Source organism: Paenibacillus sp. JNUCC-31 (genome assembly GCF_014844075.1).
GTDB lineage: Bacteria > Bacillota > Bacilli > Paenibacillales > Paenibacillaceae > Paenibacillus.
Genome location: NZ_CP062165.1, coordinates 4,535,613 through 4,559,129 on the forward strand (window position 1 = coordinate 4,535,613; position 23,517 = coordinate 4,559,129).

General features: G+C 47.7%; 15 protein-coding genes and 1 pseudogene. 9 read left to right on the forward strand and 7 right to left on the reverse strand.

What is annotated here, in order from left to right; genetic code table 11:
• Nucleotides 1-149: 149 nt before the first annotated feature.
• Nucleotides 150-908, forward strand: coding sequence for an SDR family oxidoreductase (locus JNUCC31_RS19720; protein WP_192263610.1), 759 nt, complete (start codon nucleotides 150-152; stop codon nucleotides 906-908).
• A 324-nt stretch (nucleotides 909-1,232) separates the two neighbouring features.
• Here JNUCC31_RS19720 and JNUCC31_RS19725 read toward each other — a convergent pair.
• The 4 genes and pseudogenes from JNUCC31_RS19725 to JNUCC31_RS19740 form a co-directional block, all read right to left on the reverse strand.
• Nucleotides 1,233-1,622, reverse strand: a pseudogene (locus JNUCC31_RS19725) (SMI1/KNR4 family protein); the annotation flags it as partial.
• 580 nt (nucleotides 1,623-2,202) lie between these two features.
• Nucleotides 2,203-2,523 carry a hypothetical protein gene (locus JNUCC31_RS19730; protein ID WP_192263612.1) on the reverse strand — a complete coding sequence of 107 codons (321 nt, stop codon included), beginning with the start codon at nucleotides 2,521-2,523 and terminating at the stop codon, nucleotides 2,203-2,205.
• A gap of 56 nt (nucleotides 2,524-2,579) precedes the next feature.
• Nucleotides 2,580-2,840: a hypothetical protein gene (locus JNUCC31_RS19735; RefSeq protein WP_192263614.1), complete on the reverse strand. Its 261-nt coding sequence runs from the start codon at nucleotides 2,838-2,840 to the stop codon at nucleotides 2,580-2,582.
• A gap of 517 nt (nucleotides 2,841-3,357) precedes the next feature.
• Nucleotides 3,358-4,386, reverse strand: coding sequence for a LacI family DNA-binding transcriptional regulator (locus JNUCC31_RS19740; protein WP_192263617.1), 1,029 nt, complete (start codon nucleotides 4,384-4,386; stop codon nucleotides 3,358-3,360).
• A 458-nt stretch (nucleotides 4,387-4,844) separates the two neighbouring features.
• On the opposite strand from JNUCC31_RS19740, the gene JNUCC31_RS19745 reads away from it, so the two are divergent.
• The 4 genes from JNUCC31_RS19745 to JNUCC31_RS19760 all read left to right on the forward strand — a co-directional run bounded on the left by JNUCC31_RS19745 (nucleotide 4,845) and on the right by JNUCC31_RS19760 (nucleotide 9,852).
• Entirely contained in the window at nucleotides 4,845-6,131 is a 1,287-nt protein-coding gene (locus tag JNUCC31_RS19745; protein WP_192263620.1) for a sugar ABC transporter substrate-binding protein, read from the forward strand.
• Nucleotides 6,132-6,226: 95 nt separating this feature from the next.
• Complete coding sequence (locus JNUCC31_RS19750) at nucleotides 6,227-7,582, forward strand: carbohydrate ABC transporter permease (protein WP_090893555.1); 1,356 nt, start codon at nucleotides 6,227-6,229, stop codon at nucleotides 7,580-7,582.
• Entirely contained in the window at nucleotides 7,579-8,415 is an 837-nt protein-coding gene (locus JNUCC31_RS19755) for a sugar ABC transporter permease (RefSeq protein WP_192263622.1), read from the forward strand. The genes JNUCC31_RS19750 and JNUCC31_RS19755 overlap by 4 nt, the downstream gene beginning before the upstream one ends.
• A 150-nt stretch (nucleotides 8,416-8,565) precedes the next feature.
• The gene (locus tag JNUCC31_RS19760) at nucleotides 8,566-9,852 is read left to right on the forward strand and encodes an MFS transporter (RefSeq protein ID WP_192263624.1); all 1,287 of its coding nucleotides are present in this window, start codon (nucleotides 8,566-8,568) and stop codon (nucleotides 9,850-9,852) included.
• 105 nt (nucleotides 9,853-9,957) lie between these two features.
• On the opposite strand, the gene JNUCC31_RS19765 is transcribed toward JNUCC31_RS19760, so the two are convergent.
• A complete protein-coding gene (locus JNUCC31_RS19765) occupies nucleotides 9,958-12,114 on the reverse strand; it encodes an alpha-amylase family glycosyl hydrolase (RefSeq protein WP_192263626.1) in 2,157 nt (718 codons plus the stop codon).
• Nucleotides 12,115-12,624: 510 nt separating this feature from the next.
• Between JNUCC31_RS19765 and JNUCC31_RS19770 the strand changes: the two genes are divergently transcribed.
• The 3 genes from JNUCC31_RS19770 to JNUCC31_RS19780 are packed head-to-tail and all read left to right on the forward strand — an operon-like array spanning nucleotide 12,625 to nucleotide 16,795.
• A complete protein-coding gene (locus JNUCC31_RS19770) occupies nucleotides 12,625-13,971 on the forward strand; it encodes an alpha/beta hydrolase (protein ID WP_267132526.1) in 1,347 nt (448 codons plus the stop codon).
• 2 nt (nucleotides 13,972-13,973) lie between these two features.
• On the forward strand, nucleotides 13,974-15,389 hold the full coding sequence (locus JNUCC31_RS19775) for a cysteine peptidase family C39 domain-containing protein (RefSeq protein WP_192263630.1): 1,416 nt from the start codon (nucleotides 13,974-13,976) through the stop codon (nucleotides 15,387-15,389).
• On the forward strand, nucleotides 15,386-16,795 hold the full coding sequence (locus tag JNUCC31_RS19780) for an ANL family adenylate-forming protein (protein WP_192263632.1): 1,410 nt from the start codon (nucleotides 15,386-15,388) through the stop codon (nucleotides 16,793-16,795). Before JNUCC31_RS19775 ends, JNUCC31_RS19780 begins: the two co-directional genes overlap by 4 nt.
• A gap of 208 nt (nucleotides 16,796-17,003) precedes the next feature.
• Here the strand turns inward: JNUCC31_RS19780 and JNUCC31_RS19785 are convergent, their stop codons facing one another.
• Together JNUCC31_RS19785 and JNUCC31_RS19790 are read right to left on the reverse strand one after the other, a co-directional pair.
• On the reverse strand, nucleotides 17,004-18,773 hold the full coding sequence (locus JNUCC31_RS19785; RefSeq protein WP_192263634.1) for a glycoside hydrolase family 13 protein: 1,770 nt from the start codon (nucleotides 18,771-18,773) through the stop codon (nucleotides 17,004-17,006).
• Between the two features lie 254 nt (nucleotides 18,774-19,027).
• The gene (locus JNUCC31_RS19790) at nucleotides 19,028-19,606 is read right to left on the reverse strand and encodes a hypothetical protein (protein WP_192263637.1); all 579 of its coding nucleotides are present in this window, start codon (nucleotides 19,604-19,606) and stop codon (nucleotides 19,028-19,030) included.
• A gap of 364 nt (nucleotides 19,607-19,970) precedes the next feature.
• Here JNUCC31_RS19790 and JNUCC31_RS19795 point away from each other — a divergent pair, with 364 nt between their 5' ends.
• On the forward strand, nucleotides 19,971-23,480 hold the full coding sequence (locus JNUCC31_RS19795) for a glycoside hydrolase family 2 TIM barrel-domain containing protein (RefSeq protein ID WP_192263641.1): 3,510 nt from the start codon (nucleotides 19,971-19,973) through the stop codon (nucleotides 23,478-23,480).
• The last annotated feature ends 37 nt before the right edge of the window (nucleotides 23,481-23,517 follow it).

Consider the following 23,517-nt stretch of genomic DNA (forward strand, 5'->3'; position numbering starts at 1 on the left):
ATTCGGAATTAGAAGTGTTGATTAACGTACAATTGGACAAGCTTTTACTGATTGAAGAGGAATGCTATGACTTATTATACTAAGGATAAGAGTTAATGAACATTTGTTTGTTAACTTATTGTAAACGAATACATGGAGGATGATACAACATGAGACTTCAAGATAAAGTAGCTGTAGTAACAGGGGCAGGTTCAGGCATGGGTAAAGCAATTGCAACACTGTACGCGCAAGAAGGTGCTAAGGTGGTTGTATCGGATATCAATGAAGCTTCAGCGCAGGCGGTTGCTGAGGATATCAAGGCAAATGGTGGAGAAGCGACGGTTGTGGTTGCCAATGTGGCGAAGGAAGAGGATATTCAGAACCTGATCGATACGACGGTTAACACCTATGGAACAGTGGACATTCTGGTCAATAATGCAGGCATTATGGACGGCATGGAGCCAGTTGCCGATGTTCTGGATGACAAGTGGGAAAGAGTATTTGCAATCAACACGACCAGTGTCATGCGTGCGACACGCAAAGTGCTGCCAATCTTTCTGGAGAAACAAAAAGGAGTCATTGTGAATATCGCCTCAGCAGGTGGGTTAAACGGTGGACGAGCAGGTGCAGCCTATACAGCCTCCAAACATGCAGTGGTAGGATTAACGAAAAACACTGGCTTCATGTATGCCGAACAAGGCATTCGTTGTAATGCAATTGCTCCAGGTGGGGTGGCAACCAACATCAGTTCGTCCATGGACGGGATAAGCCCATTTGGTGCAGGGCGACAACAGCTGGGCATGGCGATCAATCCACGTGTAGGGACGAGTGAAGAAATTGCACAGGTGGCGCTGTTCCTTGGTTCGGATGAATCCAGCTTCGTGAACGGAACAGTCGTAACGGCAGATGCAGGATGGAGCTCTTACTAATCCATCGTTCAGTGCAGGGGCTATCAGGAATGGGAAGATGTCATAATGAGGCCTTCTTGTTTCTGTTCTGCTAGCAAGTAAAGTTAAATAACTGAAATATGAAAGAAGCTCATACCAGTGTATGGGCTTCTTTTGAACGTTCATAAAAGAACTTCGTCATGGATAAATACATTTTAAAGTCTGGGCAGAGCAATTAAAGAATCTTGATTAATTGAGCAAGGTTTCTGGAATAGGAAGAATCCCGGTGATAAAATAGAAGATTACTGAAGAGGATTCTGCATTAATAGGTGAGAATAAAGAGAAATAGATTGATTTTTAAAGGAGTTATTTCTCTTCAAAACTGCGTTCTGTTTTCCAATACCAGAACTTTGAGCCTTGAGAAATGATGAAACGCTCCAGCCAAGTCTCAAAGTTGCTGTAGAATCGTCCTGTGTGTTCAACAGAAAATAAACTCTCACAAAGCAACAAATATTGCTCATTGCCGGAACGCCAACGTTCTAAATCAATTAGGATTCGATCATCAAGAATATTAGCGACCACAATCTTATTATCTGATGCTTCATTGTAATGTATGACATCCTGGACTGAGTATAAGAAATTTCCCCCGCCATATTCAGGGTCTGCAAACAAGGACGCTCCATTACATAATTGTAAAAAGCTTATGTAGTCTGGAGGCAAGGGAGTAGAAAAATAATCGGAAAGCTCTTTGATTTTATCTTCTGATGCACTTGGTTAAAATTTATTAATAGCAGGTGTTTTCCCAGCAGGAGTAAGTATTTCAATGTGACCTTCATTTTGGTCAGACCATTTCTTAAAGTCTTTGAATACATCCATTTACATTGCTCCTTCTTAAAAAAACTGACTTCACAAAAAGCCTGTGAAGTCAGTTTATCATATTAATACCCTGTGAACCAAGGACTTACAATCGACTCATGCACTCTAGCAGGGATAGGTATTAAATTGTCAAAAGCATTAGTTCCGCCATATTCACGTGGTCTAACATGGTGTATATGGGTCACGGCTCCAGCCCAGTTCCAGCCACTACTTGGATACAATTCGATGTATTTTTTATGTATACACCGCGTTCAGTTTTACCCCATATAACATAGGCCAGTCGGATGGGCGAACCCTTTAACTCTCAGTCCTACCTACTGCCTCTTTCCACGGTGTGTTTTGTTTTATCAGGACTCTCTTTTGCATAACTATTTTCCTTTCTCCTGAACATAAAAAAGCCGCTAAAATAGCGATTTCATTGGGAATATGTTCTTGTCCCTCGACATTTTCTTCTTTTCAACTACTCTTTATCACTGTGTTCTGTAACGATTGACCATCCGTTACCCTTGCCACTCAAAAAATCTTGCTCATAGAAATCTATGCCATCAGAAGTTATGCTTATTTCAACCATCTCAGGCTCATTTTCTACTGAATTTGCGACTATGTAGCCTTTATTTAATAGGTAAGTTATTGCTCTATGCTTCTCGATGTGTTCTCGTTGATAAAACTTTTCCTTCGGAAATACTAAAGTAGGGTTTTCAGTAAACCACGATGAATACAGTGCTTCTACTATATCGTATCTTTCTTGTATACGTTGTTTTATTTGACTTTCTCTTTCCATAAATAGTTTTCCTCCTTAATGGAATAAGGAGCCTCATAAGGCTCCTTTCAAATCTACTATTTTGCTTCTGGTTCGTCTGAAATAATAATTCCCCCTCCATCATAACTTCTTGCCCCTGACCAAAGCAAAACGTCATGGTGTCCGCCTATATATGAGACTTGACCTACAAGCTTAACGCGATATTGACCTTTTTCAGAAATTCGGAAGGTATGTTCATTTCCCTCATGGTCACTCAAACCACCTCCATATACAAAAGCGTAGGAATCGATAGTTTCCCAAGTGAAGTCAAGAAAGCTTGTTCTGTATTCTAGTTCCATGGCTAGAGCAACTTTACTGACAATTTTACCGGGATTATCATAAGTCCACGAACCCCTAACTGTTCCATTTTTTGGTTCAGATATATCAAGATTATAAGGGCCTGTTGCTTGGATTTCTACGCTGTCATTTCCGGGCGCGGCTGTAATCGTAGATGTTTGACCACTATCGTCTACCGAGAAACAGGTTACTCAATACAAAAATATATTAAAAGGAGTCATGTCTAACGAAAAAAACTATGCTTATATTAGCTGCCATGTGTAGCTTTGCATTTATCTCCATTGTGGGAACAAGCACAACAACTTACACTACAAATAATTACAGGTCTGGCTACTGATCATACCCTTTAAAAAAAGAATCGACTCTCTTCTTATAGAGAGTCGATTCTTTTTTTGTAATCTTACAAGGGCGAAAAATTTAAAAGATTTCTTTTCGGTGAATAATTGCTTTATTAATTTGACTAATCAGACGAGAGTATAGGACAGCAGAATAGTAGGACAAACGTTTGCACATGCATGTTTAAGGGTTCCCGGACAGCGTAAACAGGGACGAATCTCGAACAATTAAGCGGTGCGGGATGATGACCGGGTTCTGAGGCAGCTGCTCCCCATTCAGAATTTTCAACAGTACCTGAACCGCGGTATAGCCCAGCTGATAAGTTCCGATATCAATCGAACTAAGCGGCGGCGATGCAAGTTCCGACAAGGCAATATTGTTGAAGCTCACAACACTTATATCTTCAGGAACGTTATATCCCAATTCGGCCAAAGCGCGAAGTACGCCAAAGGCAACATTGTCGTCAATAACAACGAGGGCGGTGGGCCTGTCGGGTAGCGACATGAACAGGGACATCGACCGGAAGCCGCTTTCCTGCAAGAATTCTCCCTCCACGATCCAGTCATTGTTAGCATCAAGACCCGCTTCTTCAAGCGCATTTTTGTATCCAAGCAGGCGATCATGAGACAACGTCAAGTCTGGTGGTCCGCTAACAAATCCAACTCGTTTATGCCCTTGGGCAATCAGATGTGTGGTTGCATCGAAAGCCGTCTGTACATTGTTATTGTCCACCATCGGAGCATCAGGATGCGTTTCGCTGCGGCCAATCAGTACAAAAGGAAACTTTTCCGCCTCCAAAAACGAAATAATCGGGTCTTCCCGTTTGGAGCCAAGCAGCAAAATGCCATCCACGCGCCGCCCATGTACCAGGCGAGATATGGCATTCAATTCATCGCTGGAAGACGTTTCCGTTGAGAGAAGAAGTTCATAATTCATGCGGGTGGCATGGGTAATGATTCCCCGAAGCAATTCTCCGAAAAAGTAGTTCTGAAACAGCTCTTCAGCAGGTCGGGGCAGCATGATACCCAGGGTTTGAGTCGTTTTGGAAACAAGGCTTTTAGCCATCATATTTGGATGATAATTCATTTCTTTCATGATTTGCTTCACTTTGAGTGATGTTTCCGAACTTATTCTGGGATGGTTGGAAATAACCCGTGAGACCGTAGAAGGGGATACACCCGCCAATTTGGCAATATCTTTGATTGTAATCATGTGAAAAATCCCTTCTGTACAAGCATTTCAACATGTCTCCTATGTTAATTCAAAGACTTCGATAAATCAATTGCTAACTACTTCATGGTAAAGAGGAGAAACGAAAAATAAAGGAAGATGGTGGGAGATCAAGCAAATAGGAAATTACAGAAAGAAACACCACAAAAGTGACGGAAAATGAACGAAAATGACTTGTGCAAACGTTTGTACAAACAAAGTTTGCTGTTGTATGATGTTATTGTTATTATAGCGCTTACATGAATTAAATCAACATACTTCCTAGAATATTCATCCCGATTACATAAGGATTGGACCAGTCTGAGGTTGATATGAGCAAACGTTTGTATTGCTTTCAAACGGAACCACGGCGAACTTCGGAGTACAGGAACAGTACACAGAAAAACGGGTGAAAAGCGCGAGTACAGCATCGATCAAGACTACGAAAAGGGGGAAATTCAATGAGAAAATGGCAGCAAGCAGCACTTGCAGGTTTCATGGCACTTGCACTTACCGCATGTTCAAGCGGAGGTGGAGGCGCTGCGCCGACCACAACAGACAGCGGTGAGACTGGGGAAACCATAGTGACCGCGGAAAATATTCAGCCAGAAGAGGGCGCGAGCCTTGTCATATGGGAGGATAAAAATCAGCGCAGCTTTATCGAGGAGCGTGCGAAGAAATTTGAAGAGGAGTACGGCGTTACTGTAAAGATCGAGGAATTGCCGCCGACCGATCAAGTGACCAAGCTCACTACGGACGGACCCGCAGGATTGGCTGCGGATGTAGTCGTTTTCCCGCATGACAAGATTGGTAGCGCTTCAGAAGCTGGACTGATCTTGCCGAACGATATTTTTGAGCAACAGACCACACAATCTACCAGTGACAATGCGGTTAAAGCCGTAACTTTCAAAGACATCTTATACGGATATCCCTACAGCGTAGAAACCTATGCGTTATTTTATAACAAAAAGCTTTATCCCGAAGCACCGAAATCATTTGATGACATTATCAGCTTTGCCAAAACCTTTAATGACACCAAAAACAACAAGTACACTCTGATGTGGGAACTCCAGCAATTTTATTACAACTTTGCTTATCTGGCTTCTCAGGGCGGATATATCTTTGGCGATGAAGGCATGAACAGCGAGGACATTGGCCTCAACAATGAGGGAGCTATCAAGGGTGGTCAGTTCCTGCAAACGCTGAAATCGGAAGTACTGCCTGTGAAAATGGGCGATGTGAACTATGACATCAAAAAAGGTCTATTTTCAAGTGGAAAACTGGCCATGGATATTAACGGACCTTGGTCCATCGCCGATTATCGCAATGCTGGCATTGACTTCGGTGTGGCTCCACTCCCGGCCATTGAAGGCAAACCGATGACCTCCTTCTCTGGAGTCAAGGCGTATTACGTCAATGCATTTACAACCTATCCGAATGCTGCCAAGCTGTTTGCGGCCTATCTCTCCAGTGCCGAATCCCAGATGGTCAACTTTGAGCTGAACGGAACGCTCCCGGCCAATAAAGACGTGGCGGCAGATCCGAAGATTCAAGGGGATGAAATCACGAAGGCATTCCTTGAGCAATTCAACAACTCCACCCCAATGCCTTCGCTTCCTGCCATGGATAACGTATGGGGTCCCATCAGCGCGGCAATTACCGACATATGGGATGGAGGCAAGGATGTAAAAACCTCTCTGGATAACGCAGTGAAACAAGTCAAGGAGAGCCTTGCAACCGTCCAATAAAAAAAGAAAGAGCAGGTGCAGAGGAAGCTAACATGTCCTCTGCACTCTGTTATAACTGATCGGTAACTTCGCTTGCCGGGAAGGAGTAGGAATGAATGAAACAACAGCATGTTCCAGTCACTGTTAAGCCGAATAGAGAAAGACAGCATCGCATGACAGCAGCTGTGTTGTCCGTTGTCCTCCAAGGACTTGGACAGTTGTATAACCGTCAGTGGATCAAGGGAATCTGTTTTCTGATCTTAGAGGCAGTGGGACTCGCCTATCTGATTCCCCGTTTGAATCAGGCCGTATGGGGCGTATGGACGCTGGGCGAGCAGACGCAGCGTTTCGTCAAGGTCAATGGATCAACGGTGCTGCAGCAGGGCGACCACTCCATCTTTTTGCTGCTCAACGGAATCATAGTACTTTTGGTATTTTTCGTTTTTCTTCTTCTGTATATCTTCAATATTCGGGATGCGTACCTCACGGGAAAATTAAGAGAGGAAGGCAAGCAGGCCACCGGAGCTTCTGCTTCCCTGAGATATCTGCTCGATAAACAATTTCCGTATCTTTTCTTATCCATCCCTGCACTGGGCATCCTGTTTTTCACGATTATGCCGATTTTGTTTACGATTACCTTGGCCTTCACCAATTACTCGGCACCGGATCATATTCCGCCCGCCAAGCTGGTGGACTGGGTCGGTTTCAAGACATTCACGGATCTGGTCCAGCTTAAATCGTGGAGCCATACCTTCTTTGGGGTATTAACGTGGACCGTGATCTGGGCCATTCTGGCAACGGTCACCACGTATTTCGGCGGGGTGCTGGTTGCGCTTCTTATTGAACAAAAGGGTATTCGCTTCAAAAAGGTGTGGCGGACGATCTTCATTCTTCCTTATGCCATTCCGCAGATTATCTCACTGCTTCTGATGCGTAACCTGTTCAACGGACAGTTTGGTCCGATTAATACGTATATGAAGGCTTTTGGCCTCGAGGGGTTGCCATGGTTAACTGATCCATTCTGGGCAAAAGTTACTGTTGTTATTGTAAACATGTGGATCGGAATCCCGGTCAGCATGGTGCTCATACTGGGCGTGCTGACGGCGATTCCACGGGATTTGTATGAAGCGGCTGAGGTAGACGGTGCGTCCGGATTTCAGAAGTTTCGCATTATTACGCTTCCTTTTATCATGTTCGCTACGACACCGGTGCTCATTATGCAATTTGCCGGGAATTTCAACAACTTCAATGTCATCTTCCTGCTAACAAACGGCAATCCGCTGCGTGGTGATTATCAATACGCGGGATCAACCGATCTTCTCGTGACCTGGTTGTATAAATTAACGTTGGATAACAACAAGTTCAATATGGCTTCGGCGGTCGGCATCATTATTTTCCTGATTATTGCGTCGTTCTCCATCTGGAATTTCCGTCGTTCCAAATCGTTCAAGGAGGAGGACATGATCCAATGAAAAAGCGCAACAATCCCATGCGTCTGGCGATCAGTTATGTGCTGTTGGTCATTATTGCCATCGTATCGGTGTATCCCGTCTTGTGGATATTTCTCTCGTCACTGCGTCCAGGGGCGGCGCTGTACAGTGAACGTCTGTGGCCTGAAGCGTTCACGCTGGCCCATTACGTGGAACTGTTTACCAACCCGTCGTTCATGTATGGCACATGGTATCTGAACACGTTGAAGATCGCCTTTTTCACGATGATTTTCTCAACGCTTATGGTCACTTTGGGCATGTATGCCTTATCCCGTTTCCGTTTTCGCGGGCGTAAGACCATTCTATCCACCATGCTGATCCTGGGGATGTTCCCCAGCTTCATGAGCATGATTGCCATTTATATTATTTTGCTTCAGATCAAATTGCTGGACACTCATGCCGCGTTGATTCTGGTCTATTCGTCCGGGGCTGTGCTGGGTGGATTTATTGTCAAAGGGTTCTTTGATACCATCCCGCGCAGTTTGGATGAAGCAGCACGAATTGATGGTGCCAGTCATCTGCGTGTGTTCACCAGTATCATTCTGCCGTTGTCCCGGCCGATGCTGACTTATGTAGCCTTAACCAGCTTCACTGGTGCGTGGATGGACTTTATCTTTGCCCGGCTGGTACTTCGGACAAAAGAGAACTGGACACTTGCAGTTGGCATGTGGGATCTGGTTAGCCGTTATCAGGACAGTAACTTTACGATGTTTGCTGCCGGTGCTGTACTGATCGCCATTCCGATTACGTTGTTGTTTGTATTCCTGCAGCGCTTCCTGGTGCAGGGGCTGACCTCTGGCGCCTCCAAAGGATAACGTGATAAACAATTAACCGCATAGACAGCCTGTAGAACATATCCAGGCCACCAATCAGGCGCTTCTGAGAGGTTCCATTCATCGCTGGAACTGTTCCGGAAGCGCCTGCCTGCTGTTTGAGATCCGAATGACAAGAGGAGGAAAAGATCGATGGGAACGTTACAGTCCCCGGAACCGGAAGTGGGGCCAAACGGGGCTCTTGCTGCTGCGGAGAGTCAGAAAATGGCCAACAGGGCGCTTTGGCGCAATGTTGCTTATCGCAGAATTTTGTGTGGCTATGGCATCTCCGTATTTGGTGATTGTTTCAACGGCATTGCCATCAGTCTGTGGGTATTGCAGACCACGGGAAGTGCGAAGAGTATGGCAGCTGTACAAGTATGTAATATGGTCGTCAGTTTTTTGTTCGGATCATTCGCGGGTACGTTTGCCGACAGACTGGATCGCAGAACATTGATGTTGTCGTCGGATTTGTTTCGCGGGGCCATGGCATTTATCATCGCAGTGAGTCTGTTTGTGCTGCAAGCTCCTTTTCCAATCGTTCTGCTTATGCTTTCCCTTTCGATGTTCTCCAGCCTGTTTCAGGCGCCTGCATTTCATGCTTCGGTAACCAGTCTGGTGGGGAGGGAGCATCTGCAGCAAGCTACAGGAACCATTCATCTGGTCGATAATATTGCCCGGATCAGCGGATTGGCCGCAGCGGGCATTGCGGTTTCTGCATTTGGAGGATTTACGGCTATTATGATTACGGGTGTGACCTTTCTGCTGTCTGCGATATGTGTAATGTTGGCCGGACGTTTTCCGGATGTACAGCGCTCTTCCATGCATAGAGGATCGTTCGTAAAGGAGTGGGGCGGTTCGTTCTCCTATATCTTTGCACATCCCCTGATTCGCTCAATCGTTATCCTAAATCCGCTGCTGATTCTCTTCTTCATGTCAGCCATCATGCTTGTTCAAGTTATGGCCGTCAAAGTATGGCAGGCGAATCCTGTCCAGTTCGGACTGATCGAGACATGTATTCCGCTGGGGTACATGCTAGGCTCCGGGATTCTGATTGCCTCAGGAAATCGGCTGAAACGGAGGGGACGATGGGTGTTTATCGGTCTACTGGTCCTTGGTCCACTGTATATGCTGTTATCCAATGTATCTTCTCCTTTGGTGGCCTTGCCGCTGATCATTGCCGGGGGAGCCATGTTTGCGTGCTGTACGATGTTAACCCAGATCATGATGCGTGCCGAGGTTCCCGATGAGCTGCAGGGGAGAATCTACGGGGTGCTCGGAACGATAACAAGTACAGCCCCGATCCTGGGATTAACGGTAGTTTCCGTTTTGGCTGATCAGTGGGGTGCCCAAACTGTGCTGGAGAGCCTGGGAGCATTGCTGCTGGGGGTAGGGATTATTGCGGCAGCAGGATTAAAATCCATTCGGACCTATCAATAGTAAATGCATGCCATATGTAAGGATGAGCCTAATCAAAGAACCCGGAGCAGGCGCTTATCGCGTCTGATTCCGGGTTGAATGATAGGGCAAGGAAGGAAGGAATGACTATTGCCAGTCCACTGTAACGGTCGCGGTTCCACTGGTTGGTGTGGTAAAGGTATGATTGTTGCCATTTTCCCACGTAATGGTAGAGCCGTTCTTTTTGAAGAACTTGAATTCCAGATTCGTTCCGGCAGGCACGCTCACGTCATAATACCAGGTTGGATAAGAATAGATCACCTGATTGAACGCCGGACCAATGGCGAGAGGGCCTGTGGACCAGTTACCCAGCTCCGCAACATTGCCCGTCAGATAGAGATTCTGGCCGAGTGTCGTGGATGCATTGTTGATGACAAACCGAACGGAAACCTGGTTGCCACTAAGAATCGTGAAATTGTTATAAGTGTTGCTGTTGACTCCACTCGCTGCGACTTTAACTGCATAGTTGCCGGCGGCAACAGCAGGGATGGTCACTTTGATCTGAGTATCTTCCCATGATGTGATGGCTGAACCGGTAACAGCGGTTGTACCGAAATAGACAGTGCCTTTGGTAGTACCAAATCCACGACCATCAATGGTAACGGTATTACCCGCTTTGCCCATTACAGGGCCCACATGCCCGATGGTTGGTGTAGTGGTATTGGCTGTATACTGCCAGACTGCTGTAGCTCCTGCTGCCAAAGTGAAGTTAGCGACGTTACCTCCTGTAGAGGTAATGTTATTACCACTTAATGCACCTGCAAGAACATCGTTGTATGTACCCGAAGGGAGTGAAGTGGTAAGGCCACTGATGGATGTGGAAGTCGAAAGATTACGGTTAACCGCTACGACGGCCACGTTGTTGCCGAATTTACGTTCATACACATACACATCATTGTTAATCCAGCGCTGCTGGGTTGTTCCATAGGCGATGGCTGGATTAGTTTTGCGCAATGGAGCCAGCTTGCTGATGACGTTAAAAGCAGTTGTTGTTTTGGAGAACGAAGGCATTTTGGCACGGTTATCCGGGTCACCGTTACCTGTCATATACTGCTCAGTGCCATAATAGATGGCTGGTACGCCCCGAGAGGTAAGTGTAAATGCAAGAGCTTGTTCCAGGCGACGGTTGTTAACGGCACTTGTTTTGAAGCGATCCATGTCATGGTTATCAATAAAAGTCACTTGGTCATTCACCTGGGCATAATCAGCGGCAGTGCTGGTGATCATGGAATCCAGGGCAACCATCGTGGATGTGTTATCACGGAACACGTTACGTACTTCATTGTTGAAACGGAAGTCGAGCAGACTCATGCCGGATTGGTTGGCGAAGTTGGTGTTGTCCGCATCGGATGCGGATGAACCCAGGAACCATTCACCAAACGTGAATACCGGTTTGTAGCCATAGATGGAAGACATCCAGTTCTTTTGCCATCCCATCGGCATATGCTTCACCGCATCTACCCGGATTCCGTCAATGCCCATATCCAGCCAGAGCTTGATCGCATCCTTGAAGTAGGTGTCAATGGTGCTGTTATTGTGGTTCAGGTCAGCGAGATCATAGAGATTTTTGTAGATGCCATTCTCCAGTGTGGAGAAGTCAGAGCCGCCATTGTGGTGGAAGTATTTGTTCGTATCATTGGTGTAGCCACCAAGCAGAGTGCCGTTATTGTACAACTTTCCATTCTCTGCGAACGAGGTGTCAGTCTCCATGGCAGGAGAGGTATGATTGGGAGCGAAATCAATGATGACTTTGATGCCCTTGGCATGGGCTGTGTTGATCAGGTTCTGGAAGTCGGTCATCGTACCGAATGCCGGATTGGTCTTCTTGAAGTCCCGTGCCCAGTATCCGTGATAGGCCGTGTTGTTGACACCGGAGTAGTTGATCAGCGAGTATATGTTCTCGACAGGCTGGGAGATCCAGAGTGCCGTAATGCCCAGATCGGTAAAATAGTTATCATTGATCTTGTTGATCAATCCCTGCCAGTCGCCGCCGCAATAGAGCTTCAGGTTGGTACAGGAGGAATCAGAGGCCCCCCCGGTAGGATTATTCGAGGGATTGCCATCCAGGAATCGGTCGGTAAACACCTGATAAATGACATCGGTGCTGAAATTCTGCTTGTTGGTTACTGCCGTATCGGCATCTGCGAATACAGAGGCAGCCGGGAATAATGGAAGTGCGCTGCCAGCCAGCAAGCTGAGGGTTAGCGTGGTACTGAGGATAATTCGCTTGGTCCAATTGAACATGGTAATCCACCCTTCGTTTATTAGATGTGTATTCTCTTCCTTGATCAGAAAAGCGCTTTCAAGTCAGTCGTTGACCGATTATCCCTAACGTGTCCCCTCCTTTTTGAATGCCAACAACCCCGGCACCTCCTGCTGGAGTTACCGGGGTTGTCCTAAACCGAATGGGTTTAAAAGCATGGCCCTCTAGTTATAATCACAACGTTATGATAATTAAATAATGGCGGAGTTGTCAATAACTTTTTGTTGAGCATTTTTTTTCTATTTCCATATTTACAAACAAGCCTCAACAGATTTAAACTATTCGCAGACACACTAATATAAGGGCTATGCATTTTAGAACATCTCGGTGTTTTAAAACAACCCCGTCTCTTCTGAGACGGGGTTGTTTGTCGATGCAGCCGAGGGCAGAGCACGAGCAGGAGGCATATCGAAAACCCGGTAGTGTACCGAGGAAAATCCATAGGAGAGGCGGTTGATGGCTCAGTGAACACTCATTCTGTCATCGAATGTGTGGAAGGTTTCAATGCATCCCGGCTGGGTAACATGAGAACGATATTTATCTATTTGCCACCAGGCTACAAGGAGCATGTGAATCATCGCTATCCAGTGTTATACATGCATGCGGGTCAGAGGGCCTTTGGTCCTTCGGCTGCGGGAAATGAAACGTGGAATGTGGATCAGGTGGCAGACCGGCTGATTGCTCAAGGCTTGATGGACGGGCTGATCATTGTCGGGATAGCCCATGTGCGTCCGGTTACACACAATGAATTCTATCATTTCATCAGGCCTACAAGAGAAGCGGTGAGTGTGGGATGCTCAGGCCTGGACTATGAACACTTTATCATTCATGAACTGAAGCCATACATTGACGAGCATTACCGCACGCTTCCGGACAAGGACAACACGGGACTGCTTGGTTCTTCCGCAGCGGCACTCAGCACCTTCCATATCGGAACACGTCATCCTGATATTTTTGGCAAACTGATGATGCTCTCGCCTTTCTTCGTGGACGTGCAGCTGGATGAAACGTCGGAGAGCAGGCTGCAGGAAGAGAACATGTACCTCATGCCTGAGAGTAATGCTCCGGTTCAAATGTGGATGGATATTGGAGACGCAGAAGGACTGTTTCTGCCTTCCCAGGTAAGGGATATGGTTCATCAGTTGCTTGCTCTGGGATACAAACCTGGCAAGGATATCGCATTTCTGGAACAACCGGATGCCGGTCATCAGGAAGCGGATTGGGGAGAGCGTGTTCATCTGCCTTTATTGTACATGTTTGGCCGAATCGGTAACCCAACTTCTCTGGAGCTGAAGGGAAGGGATGTTATCGGATTGAAAGGCGGAATGAGTTGTCACATCAATGCACTGCTTCATTACGACAGCGGGTTCACCATGAGTGTGATTGAAGGGGACTATAAGTCCGATCATCCTGAGGTGCTGGAGGTACGACCAACCGGGGAACTGGTTCCTTTACGACCTGGTAATTCAGTGGTCACCCTGACGGTGGGAGAGCTGTCGGCATCATGCATGTACACAGTCTTGGAAGAATTATCGGGGTATGTGAGCGTATGTATGAGTGTAGAAGCACCGCCCCAGGATATATATGATGAGTCTATCTACGGAGGAATGGGTATGAAGCTTCTGCATACAGGTGGTGGGCGGTATGAGGGCTGCTTCGAGGTTCCGCGTGATAGCGGCTTTCGGTTCAGGTTCACGCGCGGCTTTCGGCAGTTCGAAACCGATGCTGATGGCAAAGCGCTGCCCAATCGGGTGTTCCGAGCCCGTGATAACCTGTCTCTTCATTATCAAATCCAGTCTTGGGGCAGCGCGGCTGCCAAAGCCGGGAACAGGAGGTAGCCATGATCATTCATTCGTTTCAACCAACGATGGATATTCCGTATTATTATCCCTGCAATTTTCCTATGATTCATGAAATCCTTCAGCGTCAGGGCTTAATAAGCAGTCTGGGCCTGTTGGCCTCCAGCCGCTTGTATAGTCTGCCTTCCTGTTCAGATCGTGGCCTGATCAAGCCTTATTTTCACAAGCTGAATTATGGTGAGTCGGTGTGGGAAGTACGTGGAGAACGGGAGTTTGGCAGCTTCGAGCAAGGAAAGGAACATATTGAGCAGCGGCTGCGGGATGGGGAGCTTTTTATCGCCACAGGTACAAGCTACTGCCTGCCTTATGGGGAGGATTACCGTAATCCTGAGTATATTCATAAACTCGTTAAACAAGGCTCGCGCCTGCATCTGGTCGACCATTGGCTGGCCGTGTACGGAATGGATGAGAAGCAGTTCTATGTCTATGATCCCGTTCCTTCCAAATACATGGGAGCTGTATCGTCTGCAGACTTCCAGGAATTCTGGAAAGGGAACAAAAATATTTCCGAGCTGGAGGTAGCCCGGCGTAAAGAAACATTGCGGACATATGGCACGATGGAGATCTGTGCTGTGGAACCACTTGACTCTGCGGGCTACCGGGACATGTTGCGCACTGCGCTGGCAACGCAGGCTCATGAATTCATCACGGGCAGAACGGTCTGGCAAGGAAAGCGAAGCTATTATTTTGGACAGGCTGTATCCCTACAATTGTTACAACGTCTACATCCGGATGCTGAGGTGGATCGGGAACAAGAGAAGGCCGTCTCCGCGTTCTTGTTCGATATGCGCTGGAGTCGCTATTTTTTTCGCGATTTGCTGGAAGAGGCCGCCAGATGGCTGGATTCTCCCCATGATCGATATGTTGAGGGGTTCCGTGCAATCATAGCCCGCTGGGAACAGGCGCACAAGTTGCTCCAGATCGCCAGGATGAAGCGAAGCGCGGATTGGCGGGAGCAGTTGACGGGTATCGTTCAACAATTGGCGGCGGACGAATTGCGCTGGTACGAAGCGCTGATGACGACACATCAGCATGCTGACCGATTCAGACAGAACTCTTCGACTGCAGAGAACCCCGGGCCTTCACAACGGGAAGTTATTGAGCGGATCGTACTGGGGAGCTGCGAAGAGCTCAATCGATACCATAACGCGCCCATTCTTCTGGAGCAAGGCATGCAATCGCCTCTGTATGGAAGCCGGGGGAGACTGGACTCTCTTGAACTTGTCACCTTGCTTGCGATTGTAGAGCAAGGGGTTGAGGATGAGTTCGGTGTAGGAATAGCTCTCGCGGAAATGTCGGCTGCTACCATGCCGGAAAGCCCTTATCGGACCGTGGAATCGTTGGTTAATTATCTGGAGGCGCAATTGGAACGTTGCTCAAAGGGGGACACGGGATGAATATCACTTTTCTTCTCGAACGGTTCGCTGCATATGGTAATTGCCCTGCGTTGATATGGGAGGGTGAGCAATATAGTTATAGCTGGCTATTGAATCAGGTACACACCCTTAACCAGTGGATATCCAGAGAAGGGCTTGAAGGGGCGATCATTGCGCTTGAAGAAGATTACTCCCCTTATTCGGCAGCGGCGTTGATTGCTCTTTTGGAACGGGATTGTATTGTGGTTCCGCTGGATCGTCATCTGGTTGAGGCCAAACGGAATGAATATATAGCGCTCGCACAGGTAGAATGGCGTATGAGTGTTGGGAACGGAGAAGTAGTGGTCAGACGCTGCTCTGTGCAGGGCAGTCGATCCCCGATATTGGCCAGGCTGGTTCAGGAAAAGAAAGCAGGTCTGGTGATCTTCTCATCCGGATCGACAGGGCGAAGCAAAGCTGCTGTTCACTGCGCGGATCGACTCCTGGACGGTTTCAGACGGCAAGTCCGGCCGCTCTGTACCATTCCGTTCATGATGTTTGATCATATTGGCGGGTTAAATACAATGCTGCAATCCCTGTCCAGCGGCGGGTGTTTATGTGTCATACCGGATCGCTCACCTGTGGAAGTATGTCGAGCCATTGAGAAGTACCGCGTTCAGGCGCTGCCTGTCTCACCAACGTTCATGAATCTAATGCTCCTTAGCGGAGTCTATCGGGAGTTCGATCTATCCAGTCTCGAAGTGGTCTCTTATGGTTCAGAGGTTATGCCAGAGACGCTGCTCAGCGCATGGAATCGCCAGTTTCCGAATGTACGCACAGTGCAGGCTTATGGCATGTCGGAGCTTGGCATCCTGCCCACTCGTTCCAAAGATTCGGGTTCATTGCTATTTACGGTTCGTGGTGAAGGAGTCAATTATAGGATTGTGAACGGGTTGCTTGAGATCTTGACCGAAACGGCCATGATCGGGTATCTGAATGCTCCATCTCCATTCACGGAAGATGGTTGGCTTCAGACTGGGGACGAAGCAGAGATGGAGGATGGGTACATTCGCATTTTGGGCCGCCGCTCCGAGATCATTAATGTTGGTGGGCGTAAGGTTTACCCTGCGGAAGTGGAGAGTATTCTGGAGCAAATGGATTCCATTGAAACGGCTGTCGTGAGCGGGGAGCCCAGTGGAATTACGGGGCAGATGGTCAAGGCCACGATCAGACTTACAAGTGAGCAGTCTCTTAAGGAACTGCGAAGACAAATCTGGGACTTTTGCCAAGACAAGCTGCCACCCTACAAAATCCCGCAAAAGATCGTCGTTACCCAGGAGACTTTAACAAGCCCAAGAATGAAGAAATTAAGAAATGCCGGTCCAATCTACTCCGTTCGGGATGAGGTTGCGGCCAGTATGGAGGAAAATTTGGGAGGGACAAATTAACGGAGTGGCTAATAAATGCCAACGCAGGATGGACACAGCGGGTTGCAATGGGAGAGGGGAACCGTAGGCTGCATTACGCGCCAAGGGTTCCCCTTTTTTTTGTCTTTAAGTGATAAACATATCTGCATATTAATGTGCTTAACAAAAAGCATGACTTTACTCCTGACCGGAAGTAGCATCGAGAAAGCCTCATAATTCAAGTGGAATATTAAGCGTTCACATGTGATTTGACATCCAGCTGCAACAGGGAGAAACCGTACGCATCCAGCGCCAGCGCCAGCTTGTTATGCTGAGTCTCCTTGGTGGTGGCTGAGAATACATCACGCCAAGTCCCTTGGTGCAGCGGCAGTTCCATGCTGCGGGGTTCTTCGCTTGCATTCAGAACGAGTACAAATTGTTCCCCGGTATCCCGATCCTTGCGTCCAATGGCAATGCACGGATCTCCAGCTTCAGCGTATATCATCGTAATGTCCGCACTGCGCAATGCAGGGTGTTGTTTGCGCAGGGCAATGGTTTGGGTGAAGAAGTCGAGCAGATCCTTGTTCTGCTTCTGTTCGTCCCACTCCATACATTTGCGGCAACCTGGATCATAGCCTCCATCAAGCCCTACCTCGTCACCATAATAAATACAAGGAGCACCTGGATACGTAAGCAGCAGGAGGACGGCCAGCTTCATTTTGCGTACATCTCCCTCACATAAGGTGAGGAGTCTTGGCGTGTCATGACTACCGAGCAGGTTGAAAGCAGCTTCCGTTACAGGCTGTGAATACGCAGCGAGCAGTTTGCCAATCTCGTTGGCGAATCCGAGACCGTCCAGCTTGCCGAGAACGGCAAAGTCCATAACTGAATTCGTGAACGGGTAGTTCATGACCGCGTCAAATTGGTCCCCTTGCAGCCACATGATGGAATCATGCCAGATTTCGCCGAGCAGATAGGCATCCGGATTAAGTGATTTGACCGTTTGCCGGAATTCACGCCAGAATTGATGGTCCACCTCATTGGCAACATCCAGTCTCCACCCGTCGATTCCCATATCCTGAATCCAGTAGCGAGCTACTTCCAGCAAGTATTCTTTGACCTCGGGATGCTCCGTGTTCAGTTTGGGCATAAGGGGTTCAAAGGCAAAGGTATCATACGTGGGAATACCGTCCTCGATTCGAGCCGGCCATTCTCTGACGTGGAACCAATCCGCATAACGAGAAGCCGCCCCTTTTTCAAGCACATCCGCAAATGGAAGAAACTCTCTCCCGGAGTGGTTGAACACCGCGTCCAGAACAACCCGTATGCCACGTGCATGGCATGCATCCACGAGTTCCTTCAATTTCTCATTGGTGCCAAAGTGGGGATCGACCCTCATATAGTCTGCGGTATTGTACTTATGGTTGGTTGTAGCCTGGAATACCGGGCAGAAATAAATGGCGGTAATGCCAAGCGCACTTAGATGGTCGAGGTGGTCCAGAACTCCTTGCAGATCACCTCCAAAAAAATTGACAGGGGTCGGCTCACCGCCCCAAGGCTCAGCGTTCTTCGGACTGATCGACGGATCACCATTGGCAAAACGTTCAGGAAAGATCTGATAAAATACAGCGTCCTTGACCCACGCTGGCGGTTCGAAGATATCTGCCGGATTCATAAATGGAAAATCGAAAAATTCCAGCGGATGATCGGGCAGAGCCTGCTCAAATCCCCGTTCCGTCATCCAGACCGATTCCTCTCCCTTAATCAGTTGGAAGCCGTAGCGTAATCTCCGGTAAGGTGGTTGCGCGTCCACTTCCCAATAATCGAACAAGGCATCACGGGCAAAGATTCGCATCGGAAGGTGGAGAACCGTACGATCCCAGGCATATTTATCCCCGATGATGGCAATTACGGCATCCAGATCGCCCCGCTTGGAACGGAGTCTCAGATGCATGGTTGAACGGTCATACACGTAGGACCAATTCATTTTGGGACGATGATAAATGGCTTCAAGTAACATGGTATTCACTCCTTGGTTGGGATGAATCATGCAGCTATAAACGCAAAAAAGGCACAACCCCAATGTTTACGAGGTTGTACCTTTCGGCAGCATAGCCTTTTGATTATACTGCTATTATACGAAGTAACTTGGAAAAAGAAAACACTTTTTTTTCCTTAATTCTCAATTTATCGAATTCAAAACGCAAGATGCGTTTTCGCTTCATATATGGGATAAGGTGATTTGGAATCACCAATCCATTTGGGTTCTATTTACTAAAATTCATACCCAAGTTTATTGGCATAAGCAGAGATTTCTTTGTGATACTTTTCGATGCTTTTCTTGCCGACATCAATTTTGGCGTTAGCTTGTTTCAGGACAGCACTGTTTACCGTTGTTTTGGAGACGGATTTTTTAGCGAGTTGGAATCCCTCCAGCTGTGTATAGCTACCTTTGATCAAGTTGGCATGGATTTTTTGCAGCTCCACATTTTGCGGTTTAATGAGCTTCAGCTGGGATACATATTTGGTGTAGTTAGGAATCGCTGTGTTGGTCAATTTCAGGAAAACGGACTTGCGATTGGAAGATGTAATGTAAAATCCCCCTCCCAAAGCATTGAAGGCTTTCTCCTCATATACGGCTGCGATATCCAGTTGATCCAGGTAGTTCAAGAAATCCTCTTCGTCGGCTGTAAGTTCCGGCTCTTCTTCTGTCGTGTCAACTTCGGTGTATCCGTCTTCCGAATATGTAGTCGTTGAGTCATCCGCAGCAGCGGCATAGGACCCTGCAGGTGCGAATACCCCGCCGAGCAAAACAAAACTCATAATGATGGATAGTACCCATGATTTCTTCACGTTCTAATTTCCCCTATCTATATATGTGATATTATTCCAATGGATAATCTAACATAGCACGACAAGAAATTACAGGAATTGATTGCCATAAATTCAGACGTAAGGGATATCCGTGAGTTTAAATGGTTCTTGATCGGATAGGAAAATTACAGAGAGAAAGGACAGGAGCAGACGACCAGTTAAATATTTTGTTCATAAAACTTATCAAAAAAAGTGCAATAAATGGACGTACAAACGCGGGGCAGATGATATAATCGGGGAAGTGTTAATGTTTCATCATATTATGTTCGAAAAGGTTTTCGGGGATAAGTCTATTTTTGTTTGTAACCGCAATCATAAATACACACAGGAAGTGAGAACTGAGATGAATCAGAAAAAGCTTTTTACAGATGGATGGCAATTTGCGAAAAGTAAGCTGGAGGTTTCGGAACCTGCAGGGTTAACGTTTGAACCGGTCGAACTTCCTCATGATTGGCTAATCTATAATACGCTTGAACTGTATGAGGACAGCATTGGCTGGTATCGCAAGACATTCCCGTATACGAAGGATGAGCAGCAGGTTCTGCTTTGCTTTGACGGGGTGTACATGGATTCTTCCGTATATGTGAACGGTCAGCTTGTCGGGGAATGGAAGTACGGCTATTCAGCTTTTGAGCATGAGATCACGAGTGCTTTGGTGGAAGATGACAATGAAATTGTAGTCAAAGTGGTGCATCAGAGCCCGAACAGCAGATGGTATTCCGGGGCCGGAATTTACCGCAATGTGTGGCTGAAAACGAGAGAGCGGAATCATATCGTCACAGACGGTACCTATGTATCCATTCAGCAGCAGCCAGAAGGTTGGCAGGTGGAAGTGGATACGGAGCTGAATCTCGACAAGAACGCACAACTGGTGCACACGATTTGGTATCAGGGTAAGCAGATTGTATCCAGCAAAGCGAACGTTACCGCCAGAGCGGATAAAGACGCTGGACATGGAGAGATACAATTGAACAGCCAACAGCTGACGGTCGATCATCCGAAGTTATGGAGCCCGGATGAACCGAATCTGTATGATCTGGTAACGGAGCTGCAAGTAGCTACAGGTGAGCAGGGCTATGAGACGATCGAGACCGTCACACAGCGGATTGGCTTCAGGGATATCAAGCTGGATGCAAACGAAGGCTTCCACCTGAATGGGATCAAGATGAAGCTGAATGGCGTGTGTGAACACCATGATCTTGGGGCGCTGGGGGCTGCTTTTAACCTGACGGCGCTGCGCAGAAGATTTGGGCTGTTGAAGGAAATGGGCGTTAACGCCATCCGGACCGCTCATAATATGCCTGCCAAAGAGTTCATGGAACTTGCGGATGAGATGGGGATGCTGATCGTTTCGGAAGCGTTCGATATGTGGGAGAGAGCCAAAACTCCTTACGACTATGCGAGATTTTTCCCGGAATGGGCACATACCGATGTGAAGAGCTGGGTGAAGCGTGACCGTAACCATGCCAGTCTGATCATGTGGAGTATCGGTAACGAAATCTATGATACCCATGCGGATGAGCGGGGGCAGGAAGTCACTCGCATGCTGATGGAGTATGTACTGGAATTTGACCCCAAAGGGAATGCAGGCGTGACCATTGGTTCGAACTACATGCCGTGGGAAAACGCGCAAAAGTGCGCCGATATTGTAAAGCTCGCAGGCTATAACTACGCGGAAAAATACTACGACAAGCATCATGAGGAACATCCGGATTGGATTATCTATGGTAGTGAAACGTCGTCTGTGGTGCAGAGCCGTGGGATCTATCACTTCCCGTTTGAGCAATCCATTCTGGCAGATGATGATGAGCAATGCTCGGCGTTGGGGAACAGTACAACAAGCTGGGGCGCGAAGTCGGCAGAATACTGCATTTTGGCAGAACGGGATACCCCGTATTCCTTGGGTCAATTCCTGTGGACCGGATTCGATTATATCGGGGAGCCGACACCGTATCATACGAAGAATTCGTATTTTGGACAGCTGGATACAGCAACGTTCCCGAAAGATTCCTATTATATCTACCAGGCAGCCTGGACGGATTATAAGAAAAGTCCGATGGTTCACCTGTTCCCTTACTGGGATTTCAGCCCTGGTCAGCTGATCGATGTACGCGTGTGCAGTAATGCGCCGAAGATTGAATTGCAGCTGAATGGCAAGACAATTGGCACGTATGATATCGATCATGCAAAGGGAACCCAGCTGGCAGGCTGGTGGAAAGTGCCGTATGAAGAAGGTGAGCTCAAAGCCATCGCTTATGATGAAAACGGAAACGTTATTGCAACGGATGTGCAACGATCCTATACCGATGCGAAGAAGATTCGCCTGCAAGCGGATCGGGAGCAGCTGCAAGCGGATGGTACAGATCTTATGTTCGTAGAAATTCAAGTGGAAGACGAAGCAGGCAATCCCGTGCAAAATGCAAATAACCGGGTGCAGGTCCAAGTGACTGGTGCAGGCCGTCTGCTGGGTCTGGATAACGGCGATAGCACGGACTATGATCCATACAAAGGACTGAGCAGAAGATTGTTCAGCGGTAAGCTGATGGCAATCATCGGAGCAACGAACGAGCCGGGAACGGTACGGATCGAGGTGACTTCGGAAGGGTTAGAAAGTGCGGTTGCCGAGTTCGAATCGCGAGCCGTTGAAGGCGAAGGGAATCGTAACTTCATTGATTCCGGGGCCGCCGCCAGTCAGGAGCAAACCGTGCTCATGAGTAATACGGATCGTCCGGTATTGACGGGACGCGCGCAGGAGATTCCTTTGCGGAAAATTGAGATTATCAGCGCAGGTGGGCAGCTATTCGATCCATCAAAGCAGGAGATGACGGTGAGCGCCAAGCTGTATCCAGAGAACACATCCTACCGGGATATCGAGTGGGCCGTGGTGAACGATGCAGGGATCGAATCCAACATTGCTAAGGTCGAAGTGATTCATGCGGAATCGGACGTGGATGGAGATAGTCAACATGTAGTGAAGGTCATGGCGCTGGGGGATGGAAAATTCCGACTTCGTGCGACAAGCAGCAACGGTACGGATAAAACGAAACTCATCTCCCAGCTGGAATTCAAAGCAACGGGTCTGGGCACGGCTTACAAAGATCCATACAGTTTTATTACGGGCGGACTGTATGATTACACCAAAGGGGAAGTCGGTAACGGTAATGAACGCGGGGTAGCGACAAGCCGGGATGGGGAGACGCATGTGGGCTTCCGAAATATCGACTTCGGGCCGTATGGCTCCGATACCCTTACGATTCCGATCTTCGCGTTGTCCAGTGAGGATTACTTCATTCAGATCTGGGAAGGCATGCCGGATGAAGAGGGAAGCACACTGCTTGCGGATGTGGTGTATCAGAAGGAATCCAGATGGAATGTATATCAGGAAGAGACCTATCAACTGTCCAAGCGACTTAGCGGGATTACGTCGATCTGTTTTGTACTGAAGCAGAAGATTCATATCAAAGGCTTCTCGTTCGAGCGCCAAAGCCGTGCATTCGAGCAGAACACAGCTGCATCATGTGATCATCTCTACGGGGATACATTCAAGATCGAGGGCGATCATGTTGAGGGGATCGGAAACAATGTGTCGCTGGAGTTTGAAAATATGGACTTCACGGCAGAAGGCACGTCCAAGCTTGTGATCTATGGCCGTTCGCCGATTGATAAAAACACGATTCATATCCGCTTTGCGGGTGAGGATGGACAGAGTAACCAACTGGTTGAGTTCACACAGTCCGATGGATATGAGGAGCGGGTGTTTGCGCTTGAGCTGGTAAAAGGTGTGCAGAAGGTGACCTTTATTTTCCTGCCGGGTAGCCAGTTTGACTTTGGCTGGTTCCGGTTCGAAAAGTAGAGTAACAGAGCAATCCCCTTCAAGTAAACGGTGTTCG